Raw genomic sequence first — 16,066 nt, forward strand, 5'->3', positions numbered from 1 at the left:
AAGGTAACGTGCTCTGTCGCGCACAATAAGGCACTTGCATCAATATGCCATGACATAGTTTTTACAAAAATATTATGAGATATCATAGCTATACCAAGCGATCTGTTATGCTATTTCATATATTTTTGCCTATAACTATGTCATGGCATCATTCTATGAACAACTTCAGGCGCGCCGCGCCGCGCGCAAGGCGTCGCTGGTCGACGTCGCCCGGCTGATCGGCATGGCGCCATCGAACCTGACCACGGCGCTCAGTGGCAGGAACGATGTGCGCGCCTCCACGCTGGCGGCGGTGGGCGCGGCGCTCGATGCGGAATGGGTGCTGGTGCCGCGCGAGCATCTGCTGGCCGTGCGGCGCCTGCTCGAGGGCAAGGACAGTGGCCCCGACCGCGAGGCCAGGACTTCCGTGGAAATGTTCCTGGAGCAGGATTCGTGAGTGCCGGACTGCGGCCGCGCTATCTGGAAGTGCATCTGCACGGTGTGCTGTGCGGACACTTGTGCGAGGTCGGGCGTACCTGCCGCTTCGTGCCGGCCGAGGCGTTCCGCGGCGATGCGCTGCGGCCCACGCTGAGCCTGTCGCTGACCTTCCCGGGCAACGAAGCGCTGACCGCCACGGTACTGTCCAATCCTTTTCATCCGGCGCTTTACAACACCAACGGCGCACTGCCGCCCTACTTCGCGGGCCTGCTGCCCGAGAGCGAGTTGCGCAAGCGCCTGGAAGCCACCCGCCAGCACGCGGAGGACCGCGACGACTTCGGCATCCTGGCCGCCGCCGGCGACGACCTGCCCGGCGCGGTGGTGGTGCGCCCGGCGCCCATCGACGCGCTGCCGGAGCATGTGCGCACCGTGGGCGTGACCGGCGGCGCAGACAATCTCGAGATTGCCGTGATCGAAGGCGCCACCGAAGGCGCGGCCTCGGTTTCGGGCGTGCAGAACAAGCTTGCGCTGTCCACCGCGCACACCGGCAAGCGCTACACGCTGCCCACCCACGGCCACCTCTCCGACCTGATCGCCAAGCTGCCCGCGCGCAACGACGACAGCCAGATTTTCAACGAATATGTATCGATGCAGCTGGCGCAGGCCGCCGGCGTGGCGGTGGCGCCCTGCCGGCCCGTGCCACTGGCCGCCATCGAAGTCGACGGCCTGGCAGAGGCGCTCGGCGCGCACCTGCATTTCCTCGCCGTGGACCGCTTCGACCGCGAGCCGGGCGGCCGCGTGCACGCCGAGGACGGCTGCCAGCTGCTGACGCGCATGCCCAGCCGCAAATACGCCGGCCACGATGCCTACGCCGCGCTGGTGCAACTGCTGGAACGGCTTAGCGTGCGGGGCATCGAGGACGTACGCCAGTTCTTCATCCGCCAGGCCGTCAACACGCTGCTTGGCAACAGCGACGCCCACCTGAAGAATTTCTCCTTCCTCTACCGCAACGGCGTCGCCCCCGAGTTGTCTCCCGCCTACGATATCGTCAGCGTGGCCGCCCTGCCCGGCTTTGCCGGCTTCGGCCAGAACGTCGCCATCGACCGCCTGCAGCGCGAACAGACCCTGCAGACCTACCGCGACTTCGCGCGCGAAGCCAGGATCGCCGAGCGCATCGCCACCGCCGCGGTGAAAGACGCGGTCGCCATGGCGCATGAGCGCTGGCCGGCCTTGCTGGACTCGCTGCCGGCACCGGAAGGCATGCGCGCCGTGGTGCTGGCGCGGCTGGCGACGCTGCCACTGGCGCGGCGCGGGCGCGCGTAGCCGCGCGCAGGCGCGGCGGTAGACGCCGGCGGGAGGCCCGCTGCGGGTATCGCGGCGACCGGGCGCAAATGAGGCTTTGCGTGCGCCACCGTGCCAGGGCGCAGACGGGGATGCCGCCGCTTCAGCTCAACCCATCCAGCACCAGATGCTGGCCATGGATGGCCTGCGCGCCGTCAGACGCCAGGTAAGCTACCGCGCGAGCCGCCGCTGCGGTCGATACCCAGGCCGCCGTATCGGCATGTGGCATGGCGCGCCGGTTGGCGGGCGTGTCGAGCATGCTCGGCGCGATGCTGTTGACGTTGATGCCGGCCTGCCGGACTTCGTGCGACAGGCTTTCCACCAGGCGCTGCAGCGCGCTCTTGGAGGCAGCGTAGGCGCCCATCGCGGCGGTGCCGTGCACCGCGCCCCGGGCCGAGACGGCGACGACCTTGCCGGCGTGCTGCGCGAGCATGGCGGGAATGAAGTGCTGCGTCACCGCGACCAGCGACCATGCGTTGAGGTCCATCATGCGCAGCCACGACTCGCGGCTCAGCGCGTGCGTGGGCTCGCCCATCTCGAAGCCGCCGGCCACGTGGACCAGGACATCGATGCCGCCGAAGGCATCGAGAATGCCGCGCGCGGCTTCGGCCATGCTGTCCGGCGAGGTGACGTCGGCTGCCAGCAGCAAGTGCCAGTCGGCGGCCTGCGCCACCGGCGCATGGGCTCGCAAGGCTTCGGCGTCGCGGTCGATCAGGGCCAGGCGCGCCCCTTCGTCGGCGAACGCCTCGGTGACGGCGCGGCCGAGCGCGCCGGCCGCGCCGGTGATCACGACGCGTCGGGGGGAAGCGGACGATGCCATGCTGGTTCTCCTGGAGACGGAACGGTTGCGAGCGAATGCGAGCGGATGCGAACGGATGCGAACCTGGCGCATGCCGGCGCGCCGGCGAGCCGGGCCGGCGCCCTCCACCACCATAGACAGCGCTTGGGCCCGCTGCAAACCTCGCGCCGCGCCAAAGCATCCTGTTGCACGCCTGCCGGCTCCCGGATCAGCGTTTGGGCAAGCTGCCAAGGATCATCGTTGGCATCCACGATGCGGCGCCCGGGCCCTTTTTCTGCGCCGCGCCACGCCCCGTGCCGCCAGCGCATCGTCGAGCGGGCAGTGGATATCGCCGCGGCCCGACACCAGCACATGCGGATGCGCCAGATCGAAGCCGCGCGCGGCCGGATAGCTGCGCCGCATGACCACCACGCGGGATGCCCGCGCACCGGCGGCCTAGCCATTCGCCGCCAGATCGTTCAAGATGCTGGGCTCGCCGGCGCCGCAAGCTGCCGGCACCTCCCCCGCCTGAGAGCCCCAATTGCCGCTGAACCGCCTGAAACAGAGTGCAACCCTGATCGCCGTGCTGGCGCTGATCGGGTCCATGGCATCGCTTTGCATCGGTACCTCGTTTGCCAAGAGCCTGTTCGCCGCGCTCGGCGCCCAGGGCACCACCGCGCTGCGCGTGAGTTTCTCGGCCTTGATCCTGCTGTGCGTGTGGCGTCCGTGGCGGATGCCGCTGAGCCTGGCCAATGCGCGCGTGATCGCACTGTATGGCGCGGCGCTGGGCGCGACCAACCTGCTGTTCTATATGTCGCTGCGCACGGTGCCGCTCGGGCTGGCGATCGCCGTCGAGTTCACCGGGCCGCTGGCGGTGGCGGTGTCCTCGTCGCGGCGGGCCATCGACTTTCTCTGGATTGCCTTTGCGGTGGCAGGCTTGCTGCTGCTGTTGCCGCTCGGGCAGAACGTGGCCGTGCTGGACCCGGTGGGCATCGGCTATGCGCTGGCAGCGGGCGTGGGCTGGGCGCTGTACATCATCTTCGGCCAGATGGCCGGCAATGCGCACGGTGGCCAGGCTACCTCGCTGGGGCTGACCATGGCGGCGCTGGTGGTGCTGCCCTTCGGGCTGGCGCATGCGGGCACGGCCATGTTCAGCCCCGCGCTGCTGCTGGCGGGGCTGGCGGTGGGGCTGCTATCCAGCGCGATTCCCTATTCGCTGGAAATGGTGGCGCTCAAGCGCCTGCCTCGCCGGACCTTCGGCATCCTGCTGAGCATGGAGCCGGCGATGGGCGCGCTGGCCGGGCTGGTGTTCCTGCACGAGACACTGAACACGCAGCAATGGCTGGCCATCGCCAGCATCATCATCGCATCGGTGGGCTGCACCGCCACGGCTGGCACGCGCAAGCGCGGCACCGCCGAAGCCTAGGCCGGGAATTCAGTCCGCCGCGCGGGCGGTGGCGGGCACCGCGTCCGTGAAGACAGAGGCGCGCAGCACCAGGCTCACCTCGTGCAGCAGATTGTCTTCAGGGTTGCGCCGGCTGGAGAAGCCGAATTCGCGCATCAGCGCCAGCATGCGGCGGTTCTCGCTGAGCACGTCGCCACGCAGCAGGCGCAGGCCCGCGGCAGCGGCGGCATCACGCAGGCGCGAGATCAGCCGGCGGCCCAGGCCCTTGCCCTGCCAGTCGTCGGCCACCGCCACGGCGAACTCAGCCACCCCGCCGTGCGTCACCACGTAATTGCCGTTGGCCACGATCACGGGCGCGCCATCGATTTGCGCCGTCACCACCAGCGCCAGGCCGGCATCGTTCTCGACAAAACGGCTGATCACCTCGTCCGAAATGCGCCCGCCGGTCAGGAAGCGGTAGTAACGGCTTTCACGCGACAGGGCCTGGACGAAGGCGCGCTCGCGCTCCGCGTCGGCCGCGCGCACGGCGCGCACCACGACCCGTTCGCCCCCGGCCAGCATCCAGGCTTGCGCGCATTCCGGGCAGCCGGCGTGGGCATTCGAATCTTGTGACGACGGCATCACCGGCTCCTGACTACAGTTTTCGTAGTTAGGAGTATAGGCTATACCCTGACTTTTGCAAATGAAGTCAGGCTGCTATGCTGGTCCCATGCGCCTCAATGCCGAAGAACTCCAGAACTGTTCGATCGCTGCCACGCTCGGCCTTGTCGGCGAGAAGTGGACGATCCTGATCTTGCGTGACGTGTTTCACGGCATCCGCCGCTTCGACGACTTCCTCGAACGCCTGCAGTGCTCGCCCGCCGTGCTCTCCGCGCGGCTCAAGACGCTGAGCGAGGCCGGCATCCTGCGCAAGGTCAGCTACCGCGAGCCAGGCGAGCGGGAGCGCTTCGAATATCGCCCTACCCGCGCCGCGGTGGAGCTGATTCCCGTGATCGTGGGCCTGATGCAATGGGGCGACCGCCACCTGGCGCCCTGCGGCCAGGGCCCGGTGGAACTGCTCACGCCCGCAGGCCGCCGGGTGCGCGCCGCGCTCGTGGACGACGCGGACGAGCTGGTGCGACCCAACGATATCGCCATCACCCGCGTGCAACGCGAGGACAATCCCGCCGCCGACGGCAAAAACGCCGCCCTGGCGGCCGGCCCGACCCGCGCCTAGCGCGCCCCGGCGACGCCGGCCCATGCACCAGCTTGGGTTCGCCGGCGCGCACCGCCCTCGCCCACCGCACTGCACCATGAACGTGCTGCGCCGAAGCAATTGCCCCAACGCGGCGCATCTTCGCCGCCGCTGAAGGCGCCTTTCCCGCCAAAACCCCCGCTCGCCATCACATCCGCCGCTGGCACAGCGCTTGCTCAATAGAACGCGAGCGGACCAACGGCGGCCCGCTCACCCCATACGCGGCGGCAGCGGTCTTTATCGCTGCCGCCAGGACAACGGCGTCCCCTGACCGGTCTTCATGACCGGTTCGCGGGACGCCCTTTGTTTTTCTGGAGCCATGATGACCGGCAAAGCCACCCGCATCGAACTGCTAAGCCTGCGCACCCCGCAGATGCGCGCCTTCCACCTGACCTGGATGGCGTTTTTCGTGTGCTTTTTCGCGTGGTTCGCGTGCGCGCCGCTGATGCCGGTGCTCAAGGGTGAATTTGGCCTGACTCCCGGCCAGATCGCCAATATCAATATTGCCGCGGTCGCGGTGACCATCCTCGTGCGCCTGGTCGTCGGCCCGCTGTGCGACCGCTTCGGCCCGCGCCGCACCTATACCGGCCTGCTGGCGCTCGGCGCGATTCCCGTGCTCGGCGTGGCGATGGCGCAGAGCTACGAGACCTTCCTGTTCTTCCGCCTGCTGATCGGCGCGGTGGGCGCGAGTTTCGTCATCACGCAGTACCACACCTCGGTGATGTTCGCCCCCAACGTGGTGGGCACGGCCAACGCCGCGGCCGCGGGCTGGGGCAATGCCGGCGGCGGCGCCGCGCAGGCCATGATGCCGCTGCTGCTGGGCGCGATCCTGATGCTGGGCGTGAACCACGCCATGGGCTGGCGCCTCGCGCTGCTGGTGCCGGGCGTGCTGATGCTGATCATGGCGGTGCTCTACTGGAAGTTCACCCAGGACTGCCCGCAAGGCGATTTCGCCGACCTGCGCAAGCAAGGCATCAGCGTGGACAGCGGCAAGAAAGGCGGCTGGGCCAGTTTCAAGGCCGCCAGCGCCAACTACCGCGTCTGGATGCTGTTCATCACCTACGGCGCCTGCTTCGGCGTGGAGATCTTCATCCACAACGTGGCCGCCACCTATTACGTGGACCACTTCGGCCTGTCGCTCAGCAGCGCCGGCCTGGCCGCCGCCAGCTTCGGCCTGCTCGCGCTGTTCGCCCGCGCCCTGGGCGGCTGGCTGTCGGACAAGGCAGCCCTGCGCCGCGGCCTGGATGCGCGCTCCACCCTGCTGTTCGTGCTGATCCTCGGCGAAGGCCTGGGCCTGCTGTGGTTCGCACAGGCCCACAGCGTGGCGGCGGCCGTGGTGGCCATGCTGGGCTTCGGCCTGTTCACCCACATGGCCTGCGGCGCCACCTACGCGCTGGTGCCCTTCATCGACCGCAAGGCGCTCGGCGGCGTGGCCGGGATCATTGGCGCCGGCGGCAATGTGGGCGCGGTGGCGGCCGGGTTCCTGATGAAGGGCCTGGGCGGCAACCTGCAGCAGACGCTCACCGTGCTCGGCGCGGCGGCCATCGTCTCGGCCCTGTGCGCGATCGCCGTGCGCTTCTCGGCCGAACACAMGGCCAGCGAGCAAGCCCTGTTCGACAGCGCACTGGCCGGCTCCAACTCCTGAGCCGCCGCCGCAACGAATTCGGTCCCAGAAAACACAGCACAGCACGGCCACGGCTCCCCGGCCCCACAGAACAAGGAAACCATCATGAAACTGATCATCATCGGCCACGGCATGGTCGGCCACAAATTCCTGGAATGCCTGGCCGAAGCCGGTTCGCAAGACCTGGAGGTCACCGTCCTGTGCGAGGAGCCGCGCCCGGCCTACGACCGCGTGCACCTCTCGGAATTCTTCGCCGGCAAGACCGCCGAGGATCTGTCCCTGGTGGAAGCCGGCTTCTTCGAGCGCAGCAACATGCTGCTGCGCCTGAACGCCCGCGCCACCGTCATCGACCGCGCGGCCAGGACGGTCACGGTGTCCAACGGCGAGACCCTGTCCTACGACAAGCTCATCATCGCCACCGGCTCCTACCCCTTCGTGCCGCAGCTGCCGGGCAAGGACCGCAAGGATTGCTTCGTCTACCGCACCATCGAAGACCTGGAAGCCATGCAGGAATGCGGCGCCCGCTCGAAGACCGGCGTGGTGGTGGGCGGCGGGCTGCTCGGCCTGGAATGCGCCAAGGCGCTGCGCGACCTGGGCCTGCAGACCCATGTGGTGGAATTCGCCCCGCGCCTGATGGCCGTGCAGGTGGATGACGGCGGCGGCGAGATGCTGCGCCGGAAGATCGAAGACCTGGGCGTCACCACGCACACGCGCAAGAACACCGTGGAGATCGTCGACGGCGAGCAAGGCACCCATCGCATGAACTTCGCCGATGGCAGCCACCTCGAAACCGACATGATCGTCTTTTCGGCCGGCATCCGCCCACGCGACGAACTGGCGCGCGCGGCCGGCCTGGCCGTGGGCGAGCGCGGCGGCATCGCCGTGGACAACCAGTGCCTGACCTCGGACCCGGACGTCTACGCCATTGGCGAATGCGCGCTGTGGCAAGGCAAGATCTACGGCCTGGTCGCACCCGGCTACGACATGGCGCGCGTGGCGGCCAAGCACCTGCTGGGCCACCAGGCCGAGTTCGCGGGCGCCGACATGAGCACCAAACTCAAGCTGATGGGCGTGGACGTGGCCAGCCTTGGCGACCCGCATGGCAATGCCCCCGGCAGCCGTGCCTACCAGTTCACCGACGAGCGCAAGCAGGTCTACAAGAAGCTGGTGGTGTCCGATTGCGGCAAGTACCTGCTGGGCGGCGTGCTCGTGGGCGACGCCGAGGAATACGGCACGCTGCTGCAGATGATGCTCAACAAGATCGAGCTGCCCGAGTCGCCCGAATTCCTGATCCTGCCGGCTTCCGACGGCCAGGCCAAGCCGGGCCTGGGCGCCGACGCGCTGCCCGATGCGGCGCAGATCTGCTCGTGCAACAACGTCTCCAAGGGCGACATCTGCGCTGCCGTGCGCGACGGCGCCACCACCATCGGCGCGCTCAAGAGCTGCACCAAGGCCGGCAGCACCTGCGGCGGCTGTGTGCCGCTGGTCACGCAGGTGATGAAGGCCGAGATGAAGAAGCAGGGCCTGGCGGTGAACAACCACCTGTGCGAACACTTCGCCTACTCGCGCCAGGAGCTCTACCACCTGGTGCGCGTGGGTGGCTTCAAGACCTTCGGCGAGCTGCTGGCGGCGCACGGCACGGGCCTGGGCTGCGACGTCTGCAAGCCGACCGTGGCGAGCATCCTGGCCTCGTGCTGGAACGAGTTCGTGCTCAAGGAAGAGCACGCCAGCCTGCAGGACTCGAACGATTACTTCCTGGGCAATATCCAGAAAGACGGCACCTACTCGGTGGTGCCGCGCATGCCGGGCGGCGAAGTCACGCCCGACGGCCTGATCGCGGTGGGCCAGGTCGCCAAGAAATACGGCCTGTACACCAAGATCACCGGCGGCGCCCGCGTCGACATGTTCGGCGCGCGCGTGGAAGAGCTGCCGATGATCTGGGAAGAGCTGATCGCGGCCGGCTTCGAATCCGGCCATGCCTACGGCAAGTCGCTGCGCACCGTGAAGTCGTGCGTGGGCTCGACCTGGTGCCGCTATGGGGTGGACGACTCGGTTGGCCTGGCCATCGAGATCGAGAACCGCTACAAGGGCCTGCGCGCCCCGCACAAGATCAAGTTCGGCGTCTCCGGCTGCACCCGCGAATGCGCCGAGGCGCAGGGCAAGGACGTGGGCATCATCGCCACCGAGCGCGGCTGGAACCTCTATGTGTGCGGCAACGGCGGCATGAAGCCGCGCCACGCCGAATTGCTGGCCAGCGACCTGGACCGCGCCACGCTGCTGCGCTACGTGGACCGCTTCCTGATGTTCTACGTGCGCACGGCGGACCGCCTGCAGCGCACCAGCACCTGGCGCGACAACCTCGAAGGCGGCCTGGACTACCTCAAGGCCGTGGTGCTGGAAGACAGCCTGGGCATCGGCGCAGAACTCGAAGCCCAGATGCAGCACGTGGTCGACACCTACGAGGACGAATGGAAGCTGGCCGTGACCAACCCGGAAACACGCAAGCGCTTCCGCCACTTCGTCAACAGCGACCTGCGCGACGACAACCTGGTCTTCATGGAGGAGCGCGGCCAGATCCGCCCCGCCACGCCCGAGGAACGGATCTTGCATCGCTCCAGGCTCGAACAGATCCCGGTGATCGTCAAGGCAGCCTGACCGGCCGTGCCCCACAACCAACGCGCCAACGCCAAGGAAAACATCATGAGCCAAGCCCACCACAGCGAAACCTGGACCGCCATCTGCGCCCTGCGCGACATCGTGCCCAATACCGGCGTGTGCGCGCTGGTGGACAAGGCACAGATCGCCGTGTTCCGCATCGGCGCGGGCGCGGACGATCAGGTATACGCCATCTCCAACTACGACCCCAACGCCAATGCCGCGGTGCTGTCGCGCGGCCTGGTGGGCAGCCTGGGCGAGCGCGTGGTGGTGGCCTCRCCGATCTACAAGCAGCATTTCGACCTGCGCACCGGCGAATGCCTGGAAGCGCCGGAGCACTCGGTCGCGGCCTACCCTGCCCGCGTGCATGACGGCAAGGTCTGGGTGGCCGCATGAGTGCCGGTCGCGTCAGTGCAGGCCACAAGCCCCGCCTGGTGGTCGTCGGCAACGGCATGGCCGGCATGCGCACGGTCGAGGAGCTGCTCAAGCTGGCGCCCGATCTCTACGACATCACCGTGTTCGGCGCCGAGCCGCACGGCAACTACAACCGCATCCTGCTCTCGCCGGTGCTGGCCGGCGAGAAGACCATCGCCGACATCATGCTCAACACGCGCGAGTGGTACGAGCAGAACGGCATCGAGCTGCTGGCCGGCGACCCGGTGGTGGCCATCGACCGCCCGCGCCGGCTGGTGCGCTCGCAATCCGGGCGCGAGGTGCGCTACGACCGCCTGCTGCTGGCCACCGGCTCCAAGCCCTTCATCATCCCGGTGCCCGGCCACCAGCTCGACGGGGTGATCGCCTTTCGCGACATCCAGGACGTGGAAACCATGCTGGCCGCCGCACGCAACCACCGCCGCGCGGTGGTGATCGGCGGCGGCCTGCTCGGCCTGGAGGCCGCCAACGGCCTGATGCGCCAGGGCATGGAAGTGAGCGTGGTGCACATGRCCGACAGCCTGATGGAGCGCCAGCTCGACGCACCCGCCGCGGCACTGCTCAAGCAGGCGCTCGAGCGCAAGGGCCTGCAGTTCCTGCTCAACGCCCATACCAGCAGCATCCTGGGCGAGGACCGCGTCACCGGCGTATGCTTCAAGGACGGCACCAGCATTCCCGCCGACCTGGTGGTCATGACCGCCGGCGTGCGCCCCAATATCGAGCTGGCCCGGCAGGCAGGCCTGCATTGCGAGCGCGCCATCGTGGTCGACGATACGCTGCAGAGCTTCGATCCGCGCGTGTACGCCGTGGGCGAATGCGTGCAGCACCGCCAAGCCACCTTCGGCCTGGTGGCGCCGATCTGGGACCAGGCCCGCGTGGCCGCCGCGCACCTGGCCGGGGCCGGGCACCGCCGCTACGTGCAGCAGGCCACCGCGACCAAGCTCAAGGTGACCGGCGTGGACCTTTACTCCGCCGGCGACTTCATCGGCGGCGAAGGCAGCGAAGACCTGGTCATGCGCGATGCGCGCCGCGGCGTCTACAAGCGGCTGGTGCTGCAGGGCGGGCGCCTGGTCGGCGCGGTGCTGTACGGCGACGTGCAGGACGGCCCCTGGTACTTCGACCTGATCCAGAGCGGCGAGCCGGTCGGCGCCATGCGCCAGCGCCTGCTGTTCGGCCGCGCGCAATGCGAGGCGCTGGCGGCCTGAGCGCCGCTCCCCCTGGCATCCGATTTACCGTTAGCAACGAGCGCGCCACCGTGAACCTGTCCGATATCCCCGTCATCCTTTCCACCGGTTCCCCGGCCGCGCCGCCGGCCGGCGCTTCGTCCGTCGTCACCGATACCACCTGCCCCTATTGCGGCGTGGGCTGCGGCGTGCGTGCCACGCGCCATGACGACGGCAGCGTCGAAGTGGCCGGCGACGCCAGCCACGGCTCCARCCAGGGCCGCCTGTGCGTCAAGGGCTCCGCCCTGGCCGAAACCACCGGGCTCGAAGGCCGCCTGCTGCATCCGCAGGTGCGCGGCGCCGACGGCGCGCTGACGCAGGTATCGTGGGATCACGCCCTGGACAAGGTGGCGCAAGGCTTCAAGGACATCATCGCCGAGCACGGCCCGGACGCCGTGGCCCTCTATGTCTCCGGCCAGTTGCTGACCGAGGACTACTACATCGCCAACAAGCTGATGAAAGGGTTCATCGGCAGCGCCAATATCGACACCAACTCGCGCCTGTGCATGTCGTCTGCCGTGGCCGGGCACAAGCGCGCCTTCGGCGAAGACCTGGTGCCGGGCAACTACGAAGACCTGGAACTGGCCGACCTCGTCGTGCTGGTCGGCTCCAACACCGCATGGTGCCATCCCATCCTGTTCCAGCGTCTGTCCAGGGCCAGGGAAGCGCGCCCCGGCATGAAGCTGGTGGTGATCGACCCGCGCCGCACCGCCACCTGCGAGCTGGCCGACCTGCACCTGCCCATCAAGCCCGGCACCGATGTCTGGCTGTTCAACGGCCTGCTGCACTACCTGGCGCAGCACGGCGCCGCGGATGCGGCATTCATCGCCGGGCACACCAGCGGGCTGGACGATGCGCTCGCCGCGGCTGGCCCGGACTGCACCGACCTGGCCAAGGTCGCCAGGGCCTGCAAGCTCGACCCCGAAGCGCTGCGCGCGTTCTACGAAATGTTCGCCGCCACGCCCAAGGTGGTCACCGCCTTCTCGCAAGGCGTCAACCAGTCATCGGCCGGCACCGACAAGGTCAACAGCATCATCAACTGCCACCTGGTCACCGGCCGCCTGGGCCGGCCCGGCATGGGGCCGTTCTCCCTGACCGGCCAGCCCAACGCCATGGGCGGGCGCGAAGTCGGCGGCCTGGCCAATATGCTGGCCGCGCACATGGAACTGGCCAACCCGCAGCATCGCGAGATCGTGCAGTCGTTCTGGGGCTCGCCCGCCATCGCGGACAAGCCCGGCCTCAAGGCGGTGGAGCTGTTCGAAGCCATCGAGCAAGGCCGCGTCAAGGCCGTGTGGGTCATCGCCACCAACCCGGTGGTGAGCCTGCCGGACGCCGACCAGGCCCGCCGCGCGCTGGCCGCATGCGAGCTGGTGGTCAGCTCCGACATCATGCTGCGCACCGACACCAACGACGCCGCGCAGGTGCTCCTGCCCGCGCTGGGCTGGGGCGAGAAGGACGGCACCGTCACCAGCTCCGAGCGCCGCATCTCGCGCCAGCGGGCCTTCCTGCCCGCACCGGGCGAAGCCCGCGCCGACTGGCGCATCCTGTGCGAGGTGGCCACGCGCATGGGCTTCGACGGGTTCCACTACGCCGGGCCGCACGAGATCTTCGACGAGCATGCCCGCCTGAGCGCCTACCGCAACACCGGCAGCGGCGCTGCCGAAGACGCCACGCTCGCCCATCGCGCCTTCAACATCGCTGGCCTGGCCGGCATGGGCCGCCAGCAGTTCGATGCGCTCGCCCCCGTGCAATGGCCGGTGACGGCCGCCTCGCAGGGCCTGCAAGGCCCCTCCGGCACGGCCCGTCTGTTCGCCGACGGCCGCTTCGCCCATCCTGACGGGCGCGCGCGCTTCGTCGCCACGGCACCGCGTGCGCCGGTCCACGCCACCGACGACGATTTCCCGCTGGTGCTCAATACCGGCCGCGTGCGCGACCAGTGGCATACCATGACGCGCACCGGCAAATCGCCCAAGCTGGCCGACCACATCGCCGAGCCTTTCGTCGACATGCATCCGCAGGACGCATTGCTGTGCGGCGTGGGCGAAGGCAAGCTCGCCCGGGTCTCCACCCGCTGGGGCGCCATGGTCGCGCGCGTGCAACACAGCGGCGGCATCCCGCGCGGCAGCGTGTTCGTGCCGATCCACTGGAACAATCAGTTCAGCTCGGACGCGCGCGTCGGCGCCCTCGTCAACCCCGTGGTCGACCCCGTCTCCGGCGAGCCCGAGTTCAAGCACACCCCGGTGCGCGTGGAGGAATTCCGCGTGTCGTGGCACGGCTTCGTGCTCAGCCGCGAAGCACTGCCGGCCGACACCCTCACCTACTGGACGCGCGTGCAGGGCCGCCAGTTCCAGCGCTACGAATTCGCCGGCCGCGAAAACATCGCAGACCGTGCCGCCTGGGCCCGCGCCCTGCTCGGCATCACCGACCCCGATGCCGACTGGATCGAGTACGAAGACCGCACCGCCGGCATCTACCACGCCGGCCACGTGGTCGACGACCGCCTGCAGACCTGCATCTACATCTCCACCCGGCCCGAGCTGCCCTCGCGCGCATGGCTCTCCACGCTGTTCGGCAAGGACCATCTCGAAGACGCCGACCGCATCGGACTGCTGCTGGGCCAGCCCATGGAGAAAGGCGCGGATGCCGGCCCTACGGTGTGCTCGTGCTTCGGCGTGGGCCGCAACACGATCTGCGACGCGGTGCGCAAGCACGACCTCAAGACCCCGGCGGAAATCACCACGTGCGTGAAGGCCGGCGGCAACTGCGGATCCTGCGTGCCGGAACTGAAGAAGCTGCTGGCGGAGATCAGGGTAGCGGAAACGGCTTGAGGATCCCTCGGCATCCCTGGCCATCGCGCACCGCGAACTCCGGATCCCCGGCAGGAACGCAGGTCCACAGCTGGGCGGCGGTGTCGCTGGCCATCTATGTCAATTCGATGAAGACCCTCACGAAGACCTGGGATTAGGGCGCTATTTGCGGGCCGCCAGCGCAACGCGCACATCGATGGTATGTTGCCGGTCTTTCGGGGCACGCCCCCTCAGATCCGTAGCAGACGAGCAGACTCATGATGATGGAAGGCAGTCACCCGGCGGGTGACCCAATGAAAGATCCCGGCATTCACTCGCCCTCGCGGGCATGGCTGGCAGTCGGATCGGTAACCGTCGGCGCGTTTGCGTTCGTGACGACGGAGTTCCTGCCGGTCGGGCTATTGCCGCAGGTCGCCGCGGAATTCGGCGTGACGCCGGGCACCGCGGGACTCATGGTGACGATTCCCGGCGTACTGGCCGCCATCTCCGCGCCCGGCATGATGCTGGGCGCCGGGCGTATCGACCGGCGCCACATCCTGCTCGCGCTTTCGGTGCTTTTGCTGGCATCGAACCTGATCTCGGCGTTTGCGCCCAGCTTCGCGGTCATGCTGATCGGGCGCGCCCTGCTGGGCGCGAGCCTGGGCGGCTTCTGGACGCTCGCGCTGGCCGCGGCAGGCAGGCTGGTACAGCCCCATGAAGCACCGAGAGCCACCGCGATGATCCTGGCTGGCGTGACCTTCGCCACCGTGATCGGGGTACCGCTGGGCACCTTTATCGCAAATCTTGCGTCCTGGCGCGCATCGTTCATGGCGACCGGCGTACTGGTGGCCGTGGCCCTGGCAGCCCAGGCGATGCTGGTGCCATCGCTGCCCTCGAAAGCCGCCTTGCGCCTGGCCGATCTGTTCGCGCTCCTGCGGCGCACGCATTCGCGCACGAGCCTGATCATGGTCGCCTTCGTGTTCGGCGCCCACTTCTCGTCCTATACCTTTATCGCCCCGTTCCTCCAGGAATATGYCGACTTCAGCGCGCAGGGTATTACCTGGGTGCTGCTTGGCTTCGGCATCATCGGCTTTCTCGCCAATTTTGCCGTCTCGACCACGGTCGCGCGAAACCTCGGTGCGTCACTCGCGACCATGATCGTGATGCTGATGGTCTCGCTGCTGCTGATGCCCGCGCTGCGGCATGCGACGCCCGCGGTGGTGGCGGTCGTGCTGGCGTGGGGTATCGCGTTCGGCGCGATTCCGCTATGCCTCAGCGTATGGATCCAGCGCTCGACCGCCGACCTGCCAGAGGCAGGCTCGGCGCTGTTCGTCGGCATCATCCAGGTTGCCATCGCGGTGGGCTCGTCCGTGGGCGGCAGTATCGTGGACGGCCGCGGCATTCCGGCAGACTTCGGTTTCGGCGCGGTGCTGGCGCTGATCGGCCTGCTGCTGCTCGCCAGCTTCCGGGCCATTCGCAAGGACCGTGCTCCCGCACCGTCGGCAAGGAACGTCATGGCCGCCGCGCCGGACTGCCACTGAGGCCAGCGCAAGGCGCAATCCGTGCAATATCCGCTGGAGCGGGAAGCCGGGGCGGTTCTTCACCAGCCATCCCGGCGCGATGGGGCGAGCTAACTGGCGGCAGCCAACGGTTCTGCCATCAGCCTTGTCGATTCACTCCCCACGCGTCTCCGCATCCACCGCCGCAAACACCTCCTCGGCCATATGGAACGCCGAGTTGGCCGCCGGCACGCCGCAATAGATGGCCGTCTGCAGCAGCACTTCCTTGATCTCCTCGCGGCTTACCTTGTTGTTCGCCGCCGCGCGCAGATGCAGCTTGAGTTCTTCATTGCGGTTGAGCGCCACCATCATGGCGATGGTGAGCAGGCTGCGCGTATGGCGCGGCAGGCCTTCGCGGGTCCAGATCTCGCCCCAGGCATAGCGCGTGATGAGGTTCTGGAATTCGTCGTTGAGCGGCGTGAGCCGGGCCAGCGAGCGGTCCACGTGGGTGCTGCCGAGCACGGCGCGGCGCACGGCGAGGCCGGCGGCATAGCGTTCGCTGTCGTTGGACGGCTTCGCTTCGCCGGACAGGAAACGCGCCAGCGCGTCGTTGAAGCGCGCGGTCTGTTCGAAGCTGGACAGGTGCGCGGCTTCGAGCTCGACGTACTGCGC

Annotated in this window: 13 protein-coding genes; 10 read left to right on the forward strand and 3 right to left on the reverse strand. The window is 68.3% G+C overall.

The window, feature by feature from the left end; translation table 11 throughout:
* The first annotated feature begins 142 nt into the window (after nucleotides 1–142).
* Together AC1DO7_RS11070 and AC1DO7_RS11075 are read left to right on the forward strand one after the other, a co-directional pair.
* Nucleotides 143–436, forward strand: a complete 294-nt coding sequence (locus AC1DO7_RS11070) for a helix-turn-helix domain-containing protein (RefSeq protein ID WP_441614940.1) — start codon at nucleotides 143–145, stop codon at nucleotides 434–436.
* Nucleotides 433–1,740 (forward strand): type II toxin-antitoxin system HipA family toxin, encoded by a 1,308-nt coding sequence (locus AC1DO7_RS11075; protein ID WP_441614942.1) that lies wholly within the window; start codon nucleotides 433–435, stop codon nucleotides 1,738–1,740. The genes AC1DO7_RS11070 and AC1DO7_RS11075 overlap by 4 nt, the downstream gene beginning before the upstream one ends.
* Before the next feature lie 121 nt (nucleotides 1,741–1,861).
* Here AC1DO7_RS11075 and AC1DO7_RS11080 read toward each other — a convergent pair whose 3' ends face one another.
* Nucleotides 1,862–2,578: an SDR family NAD(P)-dependent oxidoreductase gene (locus AC1DO7_RS11080; RefSeq protein ID WP_441614943.1), complete on the reverse strand. Its 717-nt coding sequence runs from the start codon at nucleotides 2,576–2,578 to the stop codon at nucleotides 1,862–1,864.
* Between the two features lie 499 nt (nucleotides 2,579–3,077).
* On the opposite strand from AC1DO7_RS11080, the gene AC1DO7_RS11085 reads away from it, so the two are divergent.
* Nucleotides 3,078–3,962, forward strand: a complete 885-nt coding sequence (locus tag AC1DO7_RS11085; protein ID WP_441614945.1) for an EamA family transporter — start codon at nucleotides 3,078–3,080, stop codon at nucleotides 3,960–3,962.
* Nucleotides 3,963–3,971: 9 nt separating this feature from the next.
* On the opposite strand, the gene AC1DO7_RS11090 is transcribed toward AC1DO7_RS11085, so the two are convergent.
* Nucleotides 3,972–4,562 (reverse strand): GNAT family N-acetyltransferase, encoded by a 591-nt coding sequence (locus tag AC1DO7_RS11090; RefSeq protein WP_441614947.1) that lies wholly within the window; start codon nucleotides 4,560–4,562, stop codon nucleotides 3,972–3,974.
* An 88-nt stretch (nucleotides 4,563–4,650) separates the two neighbouring features.
* On the opposite strand from AC1DO7_RS11090, the gene AC1DO7_RS11095 reads away from it, so the two are divergent.
* The 7 genes from AC1DO7_RS11095 to AC1DO7_RS11125 all read left to right on the forward strand — a co-directional run bounded on the left by AC1DO7_RS11095 (nucleotide 4,651) and on the right by AC1DO7_RS11125 (nucleotide 15,436).
* Complete coding sequence (locus AC1DO7_RS11095; RefSeq protein WP_441614948.1) at nucleotides 4,651–5,157, forward strand: winged helix-turn-helix transcriptional regulator; 507 nt, start codon at nucleotides 4,651–4,653, stop codon at nucleotides 5,155–5,157.
* A 340-nt stretch (nucleotides 5,158–5,497) separates the two neighbouring features.
* Entirely contained in the window at nucleotides 5,498–6,820 is a 1,323-nt protein-coding gene (locus tag AC1DO7_RS11100) for an MFS transporter (protein ID WP_477116107.1), read from the forward strand.
* A gap of 84 nt (nucleotides 6,821–6,904) precedes the next feature.
* On the forward strand, nucleotides 6,905–9,454 hold the full coding sequence (gene nirB / locus AC1DO7_RS11105) for a nitrite reductase large subunit NirB (RefSeq protein WP_441614950.1): 2,550 nt from the start codon (nucleotides 6,905–6,907) through the stop codon (nucleotides 9,452–9,454).
* 45 nt (nucleotides 9,455–9,499) lie between these two features.
* On the forward strand, nucleotides 9,500–9,850 hold the full coding sequence (gene nirD, locus AC1DO7_RS11110; RefSeq protein WP_441614952.1) for a nitrite reductase small subunit NirD: 351 nt from the start codon (nucleotides 9,500–9,502) through the stop codon (nucleotides 9,848–9,850).
* On the forward strand, nucleotides 9,847–11,091 hold the full coding sequence (locus AC1DO7_RS11115) for an NAD(P)/FAD-dependent oxidoreductase (protein WP_477116104.1): 1,245 nt from the start codon (nucleotides 9,847–9,849) through the stop codon (nucleotides 11,089–11,091). The genes nirD and AC1DO7_RS11115 overlap by 4 nt, the downstream gene beginning before the upstream one ends.
* 50 nt (nucleotides 11,092–11,141) lie before the next feature.
* On the forward strand, nucleotides 11,142–13,937 hold the full coding sequence (locus AC1DO7_RS11120; RefSeq protein ID WP_477116105.1) for a molybdopterin-dependent oxidoreductase: 2,796 nt from the start codon (nucleotides 11,142–11,144) through the stop codon (nucleotides 13,935–13,937).
* A gap of 236 nt (nucleotides 13,938–14,173) precedes the next feature.
* Nucleotides 14,174–15,436 carry an MFS transporter gene (locus AC1DO7_RS11125; protein WP_477116106.1) on the forward strand — a complete coding sequence of 421 codons (1,263 nt, stop codon included), beginning with the start codon at nucleotides 14,174–14,176 and terminating at the stop codon, nucleotides 15,434–15,436.
* A 132-nt stretch (nucleotides 15,437–15,568) separates the two neighbouring features.
* Here AC1DO7_RS11125 and pcaC read toward each other — a convergent pair whose 3' ends face one another.
* Nucleotides 15,569–15,985: a 4-carboxymuconolactone decarboxylase gene (pcaC, locus tag AC1DO7_RS11130; RefSeq protein ID WP_477116108.1), complete on the reverse strand. Its 417-nt coding sequence runs from the start codon at nucleotides 15,983–15,985 to the stop codon at nucleotides 15,569–15,571.
* Nucleotides 15,986–16,066 lie beyond the last annotated feature (81 nt).

The organism is Cupriavidus sp. 05N40, assembly GCF_056397305.1.

Coding starts and splice junctions, on each gene's coding strand:
- AC1DO7_RS11090 (WP_441614947.1), bottom strand. CDS start 4,562: ATGCCGTCGTCACAAGATTCGAATGCCCACGCCGGCTGCCCGGAATGC.
- AC1DO7_RS11095 (WP_441614948.1), top strand. CDS start 4,651: ATGCGCCTCAATGCCGAAGAACTCCAGAACTGTTCGATCGCTGCCACG.
- nirB (WP_441614950.1), top strand. CDS start 6,905: ATGAAACTGATCATCATCGGCCACGGCATGGTCGGCCACAAATTCCTG.
- AC1DO7_RS11080 (WP_441614943.1), bottom strand. CDS start 2,578: ATGGCATCGTCCGCTTCCCCCCGACGCGTCGTGATCACCGGCGCGGCC.
- AC1DO7_RS11070 (WP_441614940.1), top strand. CDS start 143: ATGGCATCATTCTATGAACAACTTCAGGCGCGCCGCGCCGCGCGCAAG.